Source organism: Psychrobacter immobilis (assembly GCF_904846185.1).
GTDB classification, from domain to species: Bacteria; Pseudomonadota; Gammaproteobacteria; order Pseudomonadales; family Moraxellaceae; genus Psychrobacter; species Psychrobacter immobilis_B.
Genome location: NZ_CAJGZQ010000004.1, coordinates 1 through 17,496 on the forward strand (window position 1 = coordinate 1; position 17,496 = coordinate 17,496).

Genomic DNA, 17,496 nt, shown 5'->3' on the forward strand with positions numbered 1-17,496 from the left:
ACTTACACCAAAGGTGCGGGTGAATATCTAAACCTACACAGCCAAACCTTACAAGCAGTGACCGAAACCCATGCCAAGGCTCGTAAACAGTTTAAAAAAGCCAAACTCAACTGGCGCACCAATAATCCTAAAGCCAAACGTAGTGCTCTTGGTTGGATTCCGTTTAAAAAGACCGCTATTAAGCATATCAGCACCCGCCAAAGTGGTAAAAAGTGTCTAAAAAGCACCCTGCAATTCAGCTTAGCTAAAGGTAAAAAACTCACTATTGACCTATGGGACAGCTATAACTTAGCGCTCTACACCATCAATACTTGCGAATTGGTACAGGACAATCGCGGTCACTGGTACGTCTGTGTGACGGTTAAAGAATTTCCAAAAACAGCGTGTGGCACTGGTCAAGTCGGTATCGATTTAGGCTGCAAAGATTCAGCAGTCAGTAGTGATGGCGACAAACTGCAAACCAAAGTCACTCATCAATACGCTGAAAAACTGTCCATTGCTCAAAGAGCTAAGAATAAAAAGCGGGTCAAGGCCATTCACGCCAAGATTAAAAATACCCGTCAAGACCTCATTCATAAATTCACATCAAAGCTTGTCAAAGCCAACAGCCTAATTGTTGTTGGTAAAATCAAATCAACATCATTCACTAAGGGCAAACTTGCCAAATCCGTCTATGACGCAGGTTGGTTTGAAATTAAGCGGCAACTGGATTATAAATGCGCGAACGCAGGTTGCCACTATATCGAAGTGAATGAAGCGTACACCACCCAAACCTGCTCGTGTTGCGGCTCTCGCCAAGACAGTCCGAAAGGTAGATCAGCGCTTGGTATAAGAGTATGGTTTTGTCGTTCTTGTAAAACGACCCATAACAGAGACGTTAATGGAGCAAAAAACATTCTCGCGGTCGGGCTTGGCCGTCTTTAGTAGGAATCCCCCTCCTTTGAGGGCGGGGAGGAAGTCAAAGTTTAGACTCAGCTTCAAGTGAGCGCGTTTAACTACTTGGGAATCGAGAGTATGTCAAATCACCAATCAGACAACGCATCAAATAAGTCAGTCAAAAAAGCGGTATTGGTCTTATTTCATAACGATTTGCGCATAGAGGACAATGAAACATTGGTCAAAGCGGCGACATTGGCTAAAAGTAATCAAGGCAACTTGATGCTCATCTATGCTGATTTTTTGGTTGATTGCATTGAACCGAAAGAGAGCCGTCAAGCTTACCACTTCAATGAGATGGGCGCTGCTCGTCAGCAGTTCTTGTCTGAGAGCTTGGCTGATTTGGATCGATCGCTTCAGCGCCTTGGTAATCGATTGCTGTATCTGTCACCAAGCTATTTATCAAAGAGTCAGTTGTCACCAGATAAGGTAGAGTCTGCCTTAAACGCCTTTACTCAGTTATGCCAGCTCATTGAGCAGCAACAAGTCACCGATATCTGTGTCAGCCAAACAGCAGATTATAATCAAAATAAAGGCTATGCTGCCTTGCAGAGCAAATATCCGCAGATAATATGGCACAGGCAATCAACCAATACGCTATTTGTTGATTTACCGACACAAGACCTGCCCAAAAGCTTTACCCAGTTTCGCAAAAAGGTTGAAGCAAGCCATGATTTATTGAATGCTGACGACGAGGTGGCTGTTTCTCCTACGCCAAAGTCGCTACCGCCAATGCCTGATGCGTTGATAGGTCACAGTAAATACCTTTTTAAAACACAACCATCTGATGAGCAAGCGCTTAGTTTTAAAGGTGGTGAAACAAATGCAATGATTCATTTAACTCACTATTTTGATTCTGCTGCGCCGCGCACTTATAAAACCACACGTAATGCACTGGATGACTGGACGCATTCCACTAAATTCTCGCCTTGGCTGGCAAGTGGTTGCTTGTCTGTGAAAATACTGTTGAATCGCTTACGTCATTATGAGCGTGAGATTATCGCCAATGAGTCAACGTATTGGATATGGTTTGAGCTGCTGTGGCGCGAGTATCTTTATTGGTATGCGATTGAACATGGTAGCAATCTATTTTTGTTTAAGGGCATTGGTCATCAATTACCAGCTACTCATTTTGACGATCAGCATTTGCAGCTATGGCAGAATGGCACCACGCCATATCCTATCGTCAATGCCTGCATGAATCAGCTAAAGCAAACAGGATATATGTCCAATCGAGGCAGACAAATCGTTGCTAGCTGCTTTATTCATGAGCTGGGTTTAGACTGGCGTTACGGTGCAACCTATTTTGAGCAGCATCTTATCGATTATGATGTCGCGAGTAATTGGGGGAATTGGCAATATCTAGCGGGCGTAGGCGCTGATCCAAGAGGATGTCGGCAATTTAATCTTTGCAAGCAAACCCAGCAATACGATCCCAGTGGTGAGTTCATTGATAAATGGCAAGGCGGTCATGTAAGTTAAAGCAGTTTATGGATTTTAGAGCACCAATACTAAATAGCACGTTCTAAACCGCTTAATAGTCTTATTAGCGGTTATTTTTTATGCTAATAGCAAACCGTTATAATGAGTTATAAAATTATCACTATTGTATAACTCATAACATTCATCTAAAATGAATCTTTAGGTTAAACTCTATTCACATGCTTCTAAGAAGACTGCCATGCAATCGATCAACTTACCCAGCAAGCCGCCCAGCTCTCCGCATCCTATTCTGAATTTGAGCTTTCGAATATTTTTTAGTGCTGCCGCGCTATTTGCCGTGATAACGATGCTGCTATGGTCTTTTGTATTTACTGGTCATACAGATATTGACGCACAAGCACTGAACCCATTGTATTGGCACGGTCATGAGATGGTCTATGGTTATGCCTTGGCGGTCATTGCAGGATTTCTCCTCACGGCAGTGAAGACGTGGACAGGGGTAATGATGCCGCATGGTTATAAGCTGCTGGCTATATTTGGCTGTTGGCTGCTGGCACGTTTGAGCTGGGCAGGTTTTGGGCTTGGTATGACGGTTGCGGGTAGCAGTATATCGTTGTTATATATCGCCGCAGTATTTGACTTATTGTTTATCGCTTCGATGGCATTTGTGATATGTCGAGCGGTATTACAGGTCAAGCAGTATAAGCAAATGGGCATCTTAGCGAAACTGGCATTATTGACCGTTGGCAATGGAATCTGCTACTGGGGTATTATCAATGCCGATATGAGTATGACTAAAATAGGTATTTATCTAGGGTTTTATTTAATTATCGGCTTGGTGCTGACCATTGGTCGCCGCGTGGTGCCATTCTTTATTGAACGTGGTCTGAGTGTGGGAACGACGGAAGTCATCAAGTTGCGCAATAGTAAAGTACAGGATATTGCGAGTTTATTGTTTTTCTTAGCGTTTTTTATCAGTGACTTGTTTTATCCTAATCAGTATCTGCTGACTATTACGGCGCTTGGCGTAGCAGTGGTTAATATCGTCCGTTTGGTAGGCTGGTATCATCGCGGTATCTGGCAAAAGCCATTGCTTTGGTCATTATATGTTGCATTTTTGGGCATGTGTTTGAGTTTTCTGCTGTATGCGCTGCAACCATGGTTGGGCTATACTCATAGTATTGCGATGCATGGGCTTGCCATTGCAGGCGTTGGTATGATGACCGTAGCGATGATGACGCGGGTATCGCTTGGTCATACGGGACGCAGCATTCATCAGCCGCCCAAGACGGTGAATATTATGTATGGTCTGATGGTATTGGCATTTGTCAGTCGCGTGCTGTTGCCGCTTGCCGATATGAGTCACTATCTATTATGGATCATGATTGCCCAAGGGGCGTGGATTGCTTGCTTCGTGCTATTTTGCATCAGTTATTTGCCGATGCTGGCACGTCCTAGACCTGATGGTTTGTTTGGTTAGAGCCTGTAGAGCCGTTATAATGCTATCGCCAAAATAATAGGGTATTTATCCAAGTCTATCGACTGATTGTTGATATTTTTAAGTAGATTATTTTGCAAATGTTATAAGGTTTTAAGACCTTTGTTTTCCAGACACTGTTTGTTTGAAATACCGTTTGTTTGAGACACTGACTTTTCAAGACCCTCATTTTCAAACTTATAGAGTTACATTGCTAAAATTTAAGCTGATACATATTTGAAAGATTTATATAAAATAGGAGCGCAAATAAATGCGATTGACCAATTATAGCGATTATGCGCTGCGCTCATTGATTTACTTGGCAGTGAGACCAGAGCCGCCATTACTTGCAAATATCAGTGATATTGCCGACAGTTATGGCATTTCTAAAAGTCATTTGACCAAGATTATTCATCAGTTGGGTCAGCTTGGTTATATAGAAAGTGTGCGTGGTAAAAATGGTGGTATACGTTTGGCTCGTGCGCCAAAAGACATCAATTTGGGTGTATTAATTAAAAAAATAGAGCCGGACTTTGATTTGGTCGAGTGTTTTGCGACACCCGCGAATGATAAGAGTAGTGATGGTCGACAGACTGGTTTGCCTATTACGCTTATTGATGAAACGACAAATAACGCTAGAGGCTGTGTCATTAGCCCAGCATGCCAACTAAAAAGTGTATTCTTTGAAGCATTAACGGCATTTATTAACGTCCTTGAGCGCTATACCTTGGCAGATATCATCAATAACGAAGATGAGCTAGCGTCTTTATTGTTTCGTTAATAACTTTTGATGTTGATGGCGTCATTGCAAAAAAGGGAGCGACCATCTTGGTCACTCCCTTTGTTATGCTTCTAATGTGAGATTATACGGTCAATTAAGCTTTTTCTAATTTTGGACGGGCTTTATCAATGGCTTTTAATAGCGCCACTTCAAATTCACCGTCATTGAATGTCACTAAATAGGAATGTGCGGCGCAGAAATTACGCGCATCGCGCCATTCATGTGCCAAATTGCTTGCCCAATCGCAGTATTGCTTGCCTGCATCGGGCTCATTTTTTAGCGCTTTTTTGGTCGTTGGGTGCAGTATCAGTTCAGGTAATATCGCCTCTAATAACTTCATCGGTGGACTCATAAAGGTATCATCGACGTGCAAGCTTTGACTGGCAGGATGATAGGCTAATAGTGAGCCTGCATGAATCATCTCATTGGGTGAGATATAGTGGATGCCTTGTGACATTGAGAACTTAAGCTCAGGGTAACGCTTGGCGACCGCATCGCTTTCAACCAAGTCATCTGCCCATTGTACTTCAGGTACTTTTTTATGGTGGCGGCGACTGCCATAAAAGGTCGCCTGCGGGAAGTCTTTTGCCATTTGTGCACAGTGCACCGTATGGAATGGGTGGACGTTCAGTACTGCTTCGACATCTTGACCATTATTGGTTAATGCCATCACCTCATCGCGTACGTCACCAGTCAATGAATAACTATCCAAAAATATAAACTTTCCTGAGTTTAACTGTATAAGTGAGCACTGAGTGCCAATGTTTAGAACACCGCCAATGCGAAAAGATCCGCGTATATTCCAAAATCCTGCCCCTAAATCATGAATTTTATCGGTCATTGAAATTATTCCTTAGTGTTTTTATTCGAGTTTTTTAATGTCTCAGCAATTTTAATAATGAATATTTCTTATCAGTAGATGACAACTTATTATAATTGATATCTTATTATGGTGAGTCATGTACCTAAAGTCTGTTATAAAAAAGATGTTGATTGTTAGGTTCAGTGTATAACGTTAAAGTCGGATATAAGCCTATATTACTCGAGGGTCATTGTCATTCATAGCTTATAATTTATAGATTATTATTTAATGAATCTGTATAATATCTCTCACTATTTAATTTGTATTTGAAGGTTGAGTCATGAGATTTTTTGGAAAAATGAGCGCATCAGCGGTTATGGCAACGATGTTATTAGCAGGTTGCTCAAGCCTAAACAATGATAACAGCGTCACTAAAATTGACACTATCCAAGCTGCTCAAACCGCACCAGTCCCACAAGTGGGTTTTCGTTTCAGCACTACTGAGAATTTTGATCTTGCCAATCAAAACAAACTTTCTTGGCGTGTGTTTTATGACAAACCCTCCACAGGTGCAGATGCTACTTGGTTTGAGGCCGTAAAACATGGTGATCTAGCCACGGTCAAATACATGGTTAACAATGGTCAAGACTTAGAAGTTAAAGATACAGGTAGCCTTAACCAAACGGCGTTAGGCTGGGCTGCTTTTATCGGCTATGAAGATGTGGTCGATTACTTAGTCAGCAAAGGTGCTGATATCTATGCTAAAGATGACGGTGATGTTTATAACGTCATGAAATCTGCTGTACTGGGGAAAAATACCAATATTGTCAAAAAAGTACATACGTTATTGAATGAAAAAGCGCCTGTGGACTTAAATGATCAGACGGTAGAAAGTGATGGTGAAACCTTGATTATGGTTGCAGCTAGTAATAATCGCCTTGAAACTGTCAAATATTTATTGGCGCAAGGCGCTAATCCAAGTCTAGTAGCAACGACCAAAGACAAAAAAATGGGCTCGTATGATCAAGGTGCTTATTCATATGCGTGTTCGCGAGATTTGGTTGATATGCAAAAGCTATTAGCCGCCAATGGTGCTGTGAATCATCGCACTGGCAAAGCGAGCTGTGAATAATAGCGTTAATGACTTTACAAAAAAGGCTGCCATTTCGGTAGCCTTTTTTTATGCTAAGCGCTCCCAAGTCAGAGAGTGACCAGCGGATCGTTTATAAGTGCTTTTCTCATGAGCACCTCGTTTATGAGCAGTTTTTATAGTCGTAAGCGGATATACGAGGATTGTTGCCATAGTTGTCGTTACTACATAAAAACTGATCGAAGCGGGTATCGCCATTAATATAGCGATGCATCCAAGCAATACCTGGTTTGCTCAGTAATATCTCATTAAAACGATAACTTGGACAAAAATGGCTACCATTCTTTATCTCAATCTTCATTTTTGCACCTGTAGCCTTATCATAAAAATGGCTGCTGTATTTTTTATTTGAGGCAATACGATCATTTTGGCAAGTAATGAATAAAGCAGGCGTGTTCATTTCGCCATAGTCTTTATCATGATAGGGCGTTTGCGGAATAATCGCTCGAACGGTCTGACGTTTTGTCGCTAGCTGGAGTGCGCCGCCGCCGCCCATTGACCAGCCAATAGCGCCCAAGCGCGTACTATCTATCTGAGCGCCTACCGTATTGTCACGAAGCATATGATCAAGCGCGGCACTTAACTGCGCCGCACGGCTCTCTGGGTCATCATAAATGGAGTTGGTATCGATGGTAATAACCACAAATCCCCAAGATGCCAAACGCGGCCCCCACCATTTAATAGAAGATTCGTAGGACACATAACCGGGTATCACTGCGATTCCGCCTAACAGACCACAGCCGCCCGCGTTGGTTGGATAATAAATAGTTCCGCCGCCAAAGCCGTTGGCTAACTGACGAGGAACAGCTTTCTTAGCCACCGAAAAAGGCTCTTTATCACGCGTATCTGACAGATTAGCCGCTGTAATAATACTGTCGGCGATACAGTTTGACGGCACGGCTGGTGTTGATACAGGCGATGTTATTGCAACCGCTGACGCTATCGAGGTTGATACTATTTTGGTCGATTGCTCTTTAATTGTGAGCTTGTTAGTTGCGGCTACTTCGTCTAACGTAACTGCCGACGCATTTATAGAAAAAACCAGTGCACCTATAGCGACAATCCATTGCGAATAAAAAGGGTGTTTGGGCATGATAGAGAATCTGTTATAGGTGAGTTGGATTTTGTCGCAGGTTATATTTTGAGGATATAAGTTTTTGTGAATCGCATTTATATATAATAGATCAAAATAATAGTAGACAGTAATCTGCTTGCTGTCAAAAATATACGTCACCTACGCAGTATATAAATCAGCAGTTTTTAGTGTTCAACAGACCCTAAGCATAAATAAAGCAATACCGATAACACACCGAAACCAGAGTCTGGTATTTGGTGTGCTAAAATCATACATGACGCCTATCCCTAGCATCAGCCATTATTTACATTATTATTTTTGTCATTATTTCAGCTATTATCGTCCTATTTCTATTACTCACGCCAGATCATCCGCGTCCAACATAGCCTGTATCCCTGTGAAAAATACCATCAGTAAACCCCAGAATAATATGCCAGAACCTATATCTACACCAATCAATAATGCGACATCGTGGGTCTTAAAACTCACCATTGGCTTGATTGGGATGTTTGCCTTTTTGCAAGTGTATTCTATTCAGGCCATTTTGCCCGTATTGATGGTGGATCTATCCGCAACTGAGGTGCAAGCTGGCATGATCGTCGGTGCAACGGTGATGGCGATTGCTATTATGTCGCCATTCTTGGGCATGCTGTCTGACGCTGTGGGGCGTAAATCCTTTATCGTTGGCGCATTATTATTTTTAGCAATACCAACTGCTTTAATTGCCCAAAGTCCGAGTATTGGTTGGATGGGCATGTGGCGGTTTATGCAAGGGTTGTCTGTACCGGGCATTACCGTGGTGACGATTGCTTATATCGGTGAAGAGTTTGAGGGACGCGCTGTCACAGAACTTATGTCGTTCTATGTCTCAGGCTCGGTACTTGGCGGCTTTATGGGGCGATTTTTGCTTGGACATTTGCACGAGATTATCGGCTGGCGTGCAGGCTATTATGTGATGGCAGCGATGACCCTTATCGGTGCGCTGTGGGTCGGCAAGATGCTACCATCGTCACAGCAGTTTGTGGCCAATCCGAATTTTCGTTCCGCGATGCAGACGCTCGGTGAGCATTTAACCAATCGTTATGTGGTGACGGCTTGTCTGTTAGGGGCGTGTGTTTTATTCTCACTCGTGGGTTGTTTTACCTTTATCAATCTACATCTTGCTAAGACGCCATATGAGTTGAGTACGGGTGCGCTTGCCAATATTTTTGCCGTTTATTTGATAGGCGTTGTTATTACGCCATTGTCGACGACCTTGCTACGTCGCTTTGGTTCAGCGCGCACAGTACGTGTGGCTGTTTTCGTTTCTATGATTGGGGTGCTGTTAACACTAGTGACGCCGTTATGGGGCATTATTATTGGTCTTGCTATTATGTCCTCAGGTGTCTTTATCACCCAAGCTGCTACCATCAGTTATATCGCCGTCAATGTTAAAAAAGGGCGCTCATTGGCGTCTGGTTTATATTACATGGGGTATTATGCTGGCGGTACGATGGGTGCGTGGTTATGCGGTATGGCTTATGCGCGCGGGCAGTGGTCGCTCACAGTATGGCTGCTCTTATTTGTACAGATTTTGGCATTACTGGTTGCCAGTTTTGGCATGATTAAAACAAAATCACGTGTGGCTTGATGGCTGTTTTTGAGCAATTTTCATCAAGCTATTGCCTCTTAGGATGTTTACGTAAGGTTGCTTTACATAGCATCTATTTTTTCTTACTATCGATATAGCCTGTTCAATACACCCTAATAATTCTATTAATACTGTTAGCCACTATCAATTTTTAAACAGCCAATTTTTAAATAGCCACTGGTTAAACCGCAATTTTTTATAAATAAAAGCTAAAATAACTAGGGCTGCGTGCCATCAATTATTTATGATTCACCCGCATAATAACTTATCCGCATGACCAACAAGGACGTCACATCTATGTCAAATATTTACCACAGCGCCCCTTCTGCTTACGATTATCCCTTATTAGTTAAGCAGCTATTGAACCGTGCCAAAACGGTGTCGCTAGAGCAAGAAATCGTTTATGCTGACAAAAAACGCCTTACCTATAAAGATTTATTCAATCGTATCAATCGCTTGGCCAATGTCTTAGCAGGTTTAAATCTAGATGCAGGTGATATAGTGGCGGTGATGGATTGGGACAGCCATCGTTATCTGGAGTCGTATTTTGCGGTACCGATGTCAGAGTATATTTTGCAAACCGTTAATATCCACCTATCGCCAGAAAAAATTCTTTATACCATCAATCATGCTAAGCCGAAAGTGCTGCTGCTCAACTCTGAGTTTGCGCCATTGGTCAAAAGCTATCAGTTTGAAAACTCTAGTATTGAGCACATTATTTGGCTAGATGATGATGGCGTGACATCTGAAGGAGTCTTTGGTGGTAATCAAAACCGAGTAGTGGGTGAGTATGAAGCGTTATTACAAGCTGCCGATAGTGAGTTTGACTTCCCAGATTTTGATGAAAACACCATTGCCACGACGTTTTATACCTCAGGCACGACGGGCGATCCAAAAGGCGTATTTTTTAGCCACCGCCAGTTAGTATTGCATACCCTCACCGAAGCGGCGACACTAGGTATGCTGCCCGACAAGCAAGGCGTCAGTTACGGTGATGTCTATATGCCGATGACGCCGATGTTCCACGTTCATGCATGGGGCTTTCCATTTACCGCGACCATGGCTGGTCTGAAGCAAGTGTATCCAGGACGCTATGCACCAGATGTGTTAATGGATTTGATTATTAATGAAAAAGTCAGTATTACCCATTGTGTCCCAACGATTTTGCAAATGGTGCTCAAAGAAGCGCAAGATCGCGGTGCTAGCTTTAATGGCTTAAAAATGATCATCGGTGGTTCAAGATTGACTGAAGGTCTGGCAAAAACCGCCATGGCACAAGGCATCGAAGTATATACTGGTTATGGTATGTCAGAGACAGCGCCCCTTATTAGCTTGACAGAATTTAGTCTCGACGAGCCTGAAATGAGTGAAGATGAAGATATCACTCGCCGTTGTATGACTGGTAAGCCAGTATTGATGGTGGATGCTCAAATATGGAGTAGCAATAATGAGTCGGTTGGTACCGGTCAAGACAATACTGGCGAGCTGGTATTACGCGCACCTTGGCTAACGCAAAGCTATCTAAAAAATGACGATGCGGGCAAAGAGCTGTGGGAAAACGGCTATATGCACACCCAAGACATTGCTTATATACGTTCTGATGGTTATATTAGAATTACTGATCGCTTAAAAGATGTCATTAAGTCAGGCGGCGAGTGGATATCGTCATTAGAGATTGAGACGATTTTGTCGTTACATCCAGCGGTCGCTGACGTATCTGTGATTGGGGTACGTGACAAACAGTGGGGCGAGCGTCCATTGGCCTTGATTGTGTTAAAACCTAATGCTCAAGACACGAGCGTTGATGATATCAAAGCCATTGCTGAGAAAGCTGTAGAGCGGGGTATTATCCCGAAATATGGTGTGCCAAGTCAGTTTAAGTTCGTCAATGAGCTACCAAAGACTTCTGTTGGTAAACATGACAAAAAAGTGATGCGTGAGATGTATGCTGATCAAACTGAGGTATAGGCTTAAAGTGGCTTAACTATTGAGCAGATAACTGGCTTAACTATTGAGCAGATAACTGGCTTAATAGTTGACCTTTATTGTTAGCTCTGCTACATTTTAAACCGATACCTACTAAATTGATACGTAGTGTATCGGTTTTTGTTCTATTAGAGATAGCTGGCAGGGATAGCCAATCTTTACTATGACAATATTACATCGTATTACCCATCATTTATGCTAAGGACAGCTATTATGAGCGAGCAAACCGCCACTTCAGTGACCAACCAATCGTCAGAGCAAGCTCAGACTTCTCAAGCGTTATCTAATACCACTCAAACCTTTGCTGAGATTTATCAGTCTTCTATTGAAAATAAAGAGCAGTTTTGGGCAGAGCAAGCAAAGCGTGTCTATTGGCATAAAGAGCCTGAACAAATCCTTGATGACAGCAATCTGCCATTTGCGCAGTGGTATGTCGGTGGCGAGACCAATCTTTGCTATAACTGTGTGGATCGCCATCTTGCAGAGCGCGCAGAGCAGGACGCTTTTATCTGGTTATCCTCTGAGATTAACCAAGAGCTAATCGAAACCTTTCCTGCAGTCGTCGATGCATTTAAAGACTTGGGTAATAACGTTGAGCTTTACACGGACTATACCAAACGTCGTCTGACCTATAATGACCTATATAAAGAAGTCAATTATTTTGCCGATGTGCTACAGCGTCATGGTATTGGCAAGGGCGATCGCGTCGTCATTTACATGCCGATGATTCTAGAAGCCGCTTATGCCATGTTGGCTTGCGCTCGTATCGGTGCGGTACATTCTGTGGTATTTGGTGGATTTGCTGCCTATAACTTAGCCATTCGTATGGATGATGCCGAAGCAAAAATGGTCATCACGGTGGATGCAGGTTTGCGCGGTGGTAAAGTTATTAATTATAAAAATCTTGTCAATCAAGGGGTAGAGCAAGCAACGGTCAAGCCCGAACATGTATTGGTCATCAATCGTGGCATTTTACCATTTGAGCCAAAAAATATTGATGTTGATTATGCAACCCATCGCCGTATCAGCTGTGAAGCCAATGCGATTGTCGAGCCAGTTTGGCTTGAGTCAAATACGCCATCATATTTACTTTATACCTCAGGCACTACGGGTACGCCAAAAGGCGTGCAACGTGATACCGGTGGTCACGCGGTTGCGCTAACGACGTCGATGGACTATATCTACGATGGCAAGGCGGGCGAGACATTTTGGGCGATATCAGATATCGGCTGGGCGGTCGGGCATTCTTACACCATTTATGCACCATTGCTGGCTGGCATGACGAGTGTGATGTATGAAGGCTTACCACATCGACCAAACCCTGGTATCTGGTGGCGAATTGTGGAAGCCAACAAGGTCAATATTTTGTTCACCGCGCCGACCGGCGTACGTATGCTCAAAAAGCAAGATGAGACATGGATGACACGCTACGATGTCTCAAGTGTCAAATCGTTCTTTTTGGCAGGTGAACCACTGGATGAATCGACAGCCAACTGGCTGACTAAGCATTTAGGTGTGCCAATTTTAGACCATTATTGGCAAACAGAGTCTGGCTGGCCCATTCTAAGTAACACGCCCAAATTTAATCATAAGCCACACAAGCAAGGTTCACCCGGTTATCCCATGTATGGTTATGATGCGCATGTCATTAATGAAGAAACTGGCGAACCTTGTAAAGCTGGCGAAAAAGGACTGCTTGCGATTCGTGCACCATTGCCGCCCGGTTGTCTGACCACGGTATGGCGAAATGACGAACGCTTTGTCAGTAGCTATTTTGGTCTGTTTGATGGCAAGCAATACTCAACCTCAGACTATGCCGTGACTGATGAGGAGGGTTATTTTTATATCTTAGGGCGCACTGACGATGTGATTAACGTCGCCGGTCATCGTATTGGCACGCAAGAAATTGAAGAGGCGATTAGCACGCATCCAGAAATGGCAGAATGTGCGGTTGTGGGTATTCATGATGAATTGAAAGGAGAGTTGCCGATAGCCTTTTGTGTGCTGAGAGATCATGAACAAGTGGCGACGACCGAAAACCGTTTCCGTATTGAGCAGCAGGTCATCGGTGCTGTGGTCAAATCCCTTGGTGGTATCGCAAGACCAGCGGCAATTTATTTCCCGCAAGCACTACCAAAAACGCGCTCTGGCAAAATCTTACGTCGAGCCATTCGTGCTCTAGCAGAAGGCAACGAAACAGGAGATATGTCAACGCTTGATAATCCAACAGCGATTGAGGCGATTAAGCAGTCTATGAAAGACTACTAATACGATGGCGTATTAATTGAAAAAAGCCATCTAACGTTAATATTGAAAAAAAGCTCATGCACAATCATGGGCTTTTTTGTTTTCAATTTAAGGCGTCTCTTCATTTTTATCACTACTTAGTCGCTTTCGCTCAAACTGAAAATATACCTTACATAAAGTTTTTTTCGTTAACATAAACTCAGATAAAATTTTGACAAAGCGCTTGACCCTAAAAATGGTTTATTGGTATAGTCAATAACGATACGAAATAAATCATTTTATAAATTACGTTTGATCGATAAAAGCTCATCATTTTTTCTCTCTTTTTGAATATTAAGACACCGCTAAAGGGTAGTCTCGCAAACAAGATAAGGATATCTTATGCACCACGTCAAGCAGCTCATCAATGGTCAATTTGTTGATTCTAATACCAGTGAATGGATTGATATCACCGATCCTGCCACGCAAGAAGTCATCGCTAAAGTTCCGCAAACTACTGACGATGAAATAAATCAAGCGGTCGCTGCTGCTCAAGCAGCGTTTCAAACGTGGCGCAAAACGCCCATTACTACACGTGCCCGTATCTTTTTAAAGTATCAAGCATTGATACGCGACCATATGGACGAGCTGGCAGAAATACTGACGGCAGAGCAGGGCAAAACCATTGCTGATGCGCGTGGCGATGTGTTCCGTGGTTTAGAAGTGGTTGAGCATGCTGCTGGTATTGCCAATTTACAAATAGGCGACTTCGTTGAAAACGTCGCTTCAGGCGTTGATACTTACAGTATTTGGCAGCCATTAGGCGTCTGTGCGGGTATCACGCCATTTAACTTTCCGGCGATGATTCCTTTATGGATGTTCCCAATGGCGATTGCCACGGGCAACACTTTTATCCTAAAACCATCTGAACAAGACCCAATGGTGACCATGCGTTTGGTTGAACTGGCAATAGAAGCGGGCGTACCTGAAGGCGTGCTAAACGTCGTACATGGCGGCAAAGCCACTGTCGATGCCATTTGTGATCATCCCGATATCAAAGCAGTTTCTTTTGTGGGTTCGACCAACGTCGGCAAACACGTTTATGAGCGTGCCAGTCAATCAGGCAAACGCGCACAGTGTATGATGGGTGCAAAAAACCATGGCGTTATCTTGCCAGATGCCAATAAAGAGCAAACGCTTAATCAGCTAGCAGGTGCTGCCTTTGGTGCTGCTGGTCAACGTTGTATGGCATTGTCAGTTGTGGTACTAGTAGGCGCTGCGGGTGCATGGATTGATGATATCAAGGCCAAAGCAGAAGGTTTAATCGTCTCAGCTGGTAAGCATGATAAAGACTTAGGTCCGCTAATTTCTCCCGCGGCAAAAGCGCGTGTTGAGCATTTGATTGGTACTGGAGTAGAAGAAGGGGCAAGCTTGATTCTTGATGGTCGCGGTATTACGGTTGAAGGGTATGAGAAAGGCAACTTTGTAGGACCTACTATCTTTGATAACGTCACTGCGGATATGCAAATTTACAAAGAAGAAATCTTTGGACCTGTACTGTGCATCATGCGTGCTGCCAGCTTAGATGAAGCGATTGAATTACTCAACGCCAATCCACATGGTAATGGTACGGCTATCTTTACTCAGTCAGGTGCAGCTGCGCATAAGTTCCAACAAGATATCCAAGTGGGCCAAATCGGTATTAACTTGCCGATTCCTGTACCATTACCAATGTTCTCATTCTCAGGCTCGCGTGCCAGTAAACTTGGTGATCTCGGTCCTTATGGTAAGCAAGCGGTACAGTTCTATACTCAAACTAAGACCGTCACGGCGCGCTGGTTTGATGATGAGGCGAGCCGCGGGGTTAATACCACTATTTCAATTTAACGCTGAATCACCTATATTTGCATTGACGCTTTAATACACTCTATTCAGCACAAGGATGACCCCATGGATTTTTCATTGACCGATGACCAAATTGCCTTTCGCCAAACTGCTAGACAGTTTGCACAAAAAGAGCTAAAGCCCAATGCCGCTGAATGGGATCGCACCTCGCATTTCCCAATTGATGTGATTAAAAAATCAGGCGAGCTCGGCTTTTTAGGGTTATATACCAACCCTGACTATGATGGCTTGGGTCTGCCGCGTTTAGATTCTGCGATGGTGTTTGAGGAGTTAGCATGGGGTGATACGGCTGTTGCTGCTTATATGAGCATTCATAACATGGCTGGCTGGATGATTGGTGAGTTTGGCAGTGATGCATTGTGCAAAAAATATTTGCCAAATATGGTTAGTGGTGAATGGCTGGGCAGTTATTGTTTGACCGAGCCTAATGCCGGTTCTGATGCGGCATCACTACGTACCAAAGCCGATAAGCAAGGCGAGCATTATATTCTTAACGGCGAAAAAACCTTTATCTCAGGGGCAGGTTCCACTGATGTGTTAGTGGTTATGGCACGTACGGGCGCTGCAGGTCCAAAGGGGATTTCAGCATTCGTAGTTGATGCAGACAGTGCTGGTATCGAATACGGCAAAAACGAGCATAAAATGGGCTGGAAAGCGCAGCCAACGCGGACGATTAGCTTTAAAGATGTCAAAGTGCCAGTAGAAAACCTCATCGGTGAGGAAGGTCAAGGTTTTCGTATTGCTATGAAAGGTTTAGATGGCGGGCGGATTAATATTGGTATCTGTGCAGTAGGAACAGCGCAAGCGGCGCTTGAGACAGCGACCAATTATGTACAAGAGCGCAGTCAGTTTGGCAGCCCGATTGCCAGCTTACAATCGGTACAATTTAAGCTTGCCGATATGCTGACTCAAACCATCACTGCACGGCAAATGCTGTATTTAGCGGCCAGCAAAGTCGACAATAATGATGCACAGGCCTCTACTTATTGCGCCATGGCAAAGCGTTTGTCTACTGACTTGTGTTTCGATGTTGCCAATGAAGCTCTGCAACTACACGGTGGCTACGGTTATCTCAATGAGTATCCGCTTGAGCGTCATGTGCGAGATTTGCGTGTGCATCAGATTTTGGAAGGTACCAATGAGATTATGCGCGTGATTGTCTCGCGTCAGCTCTTACAAGATGATGCGTTGAGCCAGTTACGCTAATCAGTTTATATAAATAGATAATTTGCTTATTCGAATTTATAAATAAAGCGGTTTTATAAAAAATTATAACAAGGATATTTCATGACGGATTATACCAACTTAAAACTATCGATTGATGCTCATATTGCAACGCTAACATTGAACAACCCTCCTGCTCATACGTGGACGATGGACAGTCTAAAGGCGCTTAAGCAACTGGTCACTGATCTCAATACTAATGACGAAGTATATGCGTTAATCATCCATGGCGATGGCGAAAAGTTCTTTTCAGCAGGTGCCGATTTAAATAATTTTGCAGATGGTGATAAAGGTCGTGCGATCAGTATGGCGATAGCCTTTGGTGAAGCGTTCGAGGCACTGTCAGCCTATCGCGGCGTGAGCATCGCGGTCATCAATGGCTATGCGATGGGCGGTGGTCTTGAGTGCGCACTCGCTTGTGATATCCGTATTGCAGAAGATCATGCTCAAATGGCATTACCTGAGACCGGTGTGGGACTGTTACCTTGTGCTGGCGGTACGCAAAATCTAACGGCTTTAGTAGGTGAAGGCTGGGCAAAGCGTATGATATTATGCGGTGAGCGCGTCGATGCAAACACAGCCTTACGTATTGGCTTGGTTGAAGAAGTCACTGCAAAAGGTGGCGGTTTATTAGCGGCACAAGCACTAGCGCAAAAAGTCGCTAAGCAATCACCGGTCGCTGTCAGTTATTCTAAGGCGCTTATTCAAGCAGCAAGACACACACCGCCTGCGCAAAACCTTATCCATGAGCGTGAAGCCTTTGTTAAATTGTTTGATACCAAAGATCAGCGTGAAGGCGTACAGGCATTCTTAGAGAAGCGTAAGCCTATTTGGCAAAATAAATAAATGATACTTAAGTTA

At 43.6% G+C, this 17,496-nt stretch carries 12 protein-coding genes and 1 pseudogene; 11 read left to right on the plus strand and 2 right to left on the minus strand.

Features of this window, described 5'->3' with window-relative positions:
• The 4 genes and pseudogenes from JMW94_RS02835 to JMW94_RS02850 form a co-directional block, all read left to right on the plus strand.
• A pseudogene (locus JMW94_RS02835) lies at positions 1-944 on the plus strand (RNA-guided endonuclease InsQ/TnpB family protein); the annotation flags it as partial.
• Positions 945-1,014: 70 nt separating this feature from the next.
• Positions 1,015-2,418, plus strand: a complete 1,404-nt coding sequence (locus JMW94_RS02840; protein ID WP_201600878.1) for a DASH family cryptochrome — start codon at positions 1,015-1,017, stop codon at positions 2,416-2,418.
• A gap of 199 nt (positions 2,419-2,617) precedes the next feature.
• Entirely contained in the window at positions 2,618-3,859 is a 1,242-nt protein-coding gene (locus JMW94_RS02845; RefSeq protein WP_201600881.1) for an NnrS family protein, read from the plus strand.
• Between the two features lie 268 nt (positions 3,860-4,127).
• Positions 4,128-4,637: an Rrf2 family transcriptional regulator gene (locus tag JMW94_RS02850; RefSeq protein WP_087815879.1), complete on the plus strand. Its 510-nt coding sequence runs from the start codon at positions 4,128-4,130 to the stop codon at positions 4,635-4,637.
• A gap of 94 nt (positions 4,638-4,731) precedes the next feature.
• Here the strand turns inward: JMW94_RS02850 and JMW94_RS02855 are convergent, their stop codons facing one another.
• Positions 4,732-5,478 carry a hypothetical protein gene (locus JMW94_RS02855; protein ID WP_109590054.1) on the minus strand — a complete coding sequence of 249 codons (747 nt, stop codon included), beginning with the start codon at positions 5,476-5,478 and terminating at the stop codon, positions 4,732-4,734.
• Between the two features lie 301 nt (positions 5,479-5,779).
• Here JMW94_RS02855 and JMW94_RS02860 point away from each other — a divergent pair, with 301 nt between their 5' ends.
• Positions 5,780-6,571, plus strand: a complete 792-nt coding sequence (locus JMW94_RS02860; protein WP_227685392.1) for an ankyrin repeat domain-containing protein — start codon at positions 5,780-5,782, stop codon at positions 6,569-6,571.
• A gap of 121 nt (positions 6,572-6,692) precedes the next feature.
• Here JMW94_RS02860 and JMW94_RS02865 read toward each other — a convergent pair whose 3' ends face one another.
• On the minus strand, positions 6,693-7,682 hold the full coding sequence (locus JMW94_RS02865; protein WP_201600884.1) for a dienelactone hydrolase family protein: 990 nt from the start codon (positions 7,680-7,682) through the stop codon (positions 6,693-6,695).
• A 412-nt stretch (positions 7,683-8,094) separates the two neighbouring features.
• Here JMW94_RS02865 and JMW94_RS02870 point away from each other — a divergent pair, with 412 nt between their 5' ends.
• From JMW94_RS02870 to JMW94_RS02895, 6 genes are all read left to right on the plus strand, one after another.
• A complete protein-coding gene (locus JMW94_RS02870; protein WP_201600887.1) occupies positions 8,095-9,294 on the plus strand; it encodes an MFS transporter in 1,200 nt (399 codons plus the stop codon).
• Between the two features lie 297 nt (positions 9,295-9,591).
• Positions 9,592-11,262, plus strand: coding sequence for a fatty acid--CoA ligase (locus JMW94_RS02875; RefSeq protein WP_201600890.1), 1,671 nt, complete (start codon positions 9,592-9,594; stop codon positions 11,260-11,262).
• Positions 11,263-11,493: 231 nt separating this feature from the next.
• On the plus strand, positions 11,494-13,548 hold the full coding sequence (locus JMW94_RS02880; RefSeq protein WP_201600905.1) for a propionate--CoA ligase: 2,055 nt from the start codon (positions 11,494-11,496) through the stop codon (positions 13,546-13,548).
• Positions 13,549-13,908: 360 nt separating this feature from the next.
• Positions 13,909-15,393 carry a CoA-acylating methylmalonate-semialdehyde dehydrogenase gene (locus tag JMW94_RS02885; protein ID WP_087815889.1) on the plus strand — a complete coding sequence of 495 codons (1,485 nt, stop codon included), beginning with the start codon at positions 13,909-13,911 and terminating at the stop codon, positions 15,391-15,393.
• Between the two features lie 63 nt (positions 15,394-15,456).
• Positions 15,457-16,617 carry an acyl-CoA dehydrogenase family protein gene (locus tag JMW94_RS02890; RefSeq protein WP_201600924.1) on the plus strand — a complete coding sequence of 387 codons (1,161 nt, stop codon included), beginning with the start codon at positions 15,457-15,459 and terminating at the stop codon, positions 16,615-16,617.
• 81 nt (positions 16,618-16,698) lie between these two features.
• On the plus strand, positions 16,699-17,481 hold the full coding sequence (locus tag JMW94_RS02895; protein ID WP_201600926.1) for an enoyl-CoA hydratase: 783 nt from the start codon (positions 16,699-16,701) through the stop codon (positions 17,479-17,481).
• The last annotated feature ends 15 nt before the right edge of the window (positions 17,482-17,496 follow it).

Bases quoted from the DNA above. Each gene is read 5' to 3' on its own strand.
- JMW94_RS02840 (WP_201600878.1), top strand. From the start codon at position 1,015: ATGTCAAATCACCAATCAGACAACGCATCAAATAAGTCAGTCAAAAAA.
- JMW94_RS02845 (WP_201600881.1), top strand. From the start codon at position 2,618: ATGCAATCGATCAACTTACCCAGCAAGCCGCCCAGCTCTCCGCATCCT.
- JMW94_RS02850 (WP_087815879.1), top strand. From the start codon at position 4,128: ATGCGATTGACCAATTATAGCGATTATGCGCTGCGCTCATTGATTTAC.
- JMW94_RS02855 (WP_109590054.1), bottom strand. From the start codon at position 5,478: ATGACCGATAAAATTCATGATTTAGGGGCAGGATTTTGGAATATACGC.
- JMW94_RS02860 (WP_227685392.1), top strand. From the start codon at position 5,780: ATGAGATTTTTTGGAAAAATGAGCGCATCAGCGGTTATGGCAACGATG.
- JMW94_RS02865 (WP_201600884.1), bottom strand. From the start codon at position 7,682: ATGCCCAAACACCCTTTTTATTCGCAATGGATTGTCGCTATAGGTGCA.
- JMW94_RS02870 (WP_201600887.1), top strand. From the start codon at position 8,095: ATGCCAGAACCTATATCTACACCAATCAATAATGCGACATCGTGGGTC.
- JMW94_RS02875 (WP_201600890.1), top strand. From the start codon at position 9,592: ATGTCAAATATTTACCACAGCGCCCCTTCTGCTTACGATTATCCCTTA.
- JMW94_RS02880 (WP_201600905.1), top strand. From the start codon at position 11,494: ATGAGCGAGCAAACCGCCACTTCAGTGACCAACCAATCGTCAGAGCAA.
- JMW94_RS02885 (WP_087815889.1), top strand. From the start codon at position 13,909: ATGCACCACGTCAAGCAGCTCATCAATGGTCAATTTGTTGATTCTAAT.
- JMW94_RS02890 (WP_201600924.1), top strand. From the start codon at position 15,457: ATGGATTTTTCATTGACCGATGACCAAATTGCCTTTCGCCAAACTGCT.
- JMW94_RS02895 (WP_201600926.1), top strand. From the start codon at position 16,699: ATGACGGATTATACCAACTTAAAACTATCGATTGATGCTCATATTGCA.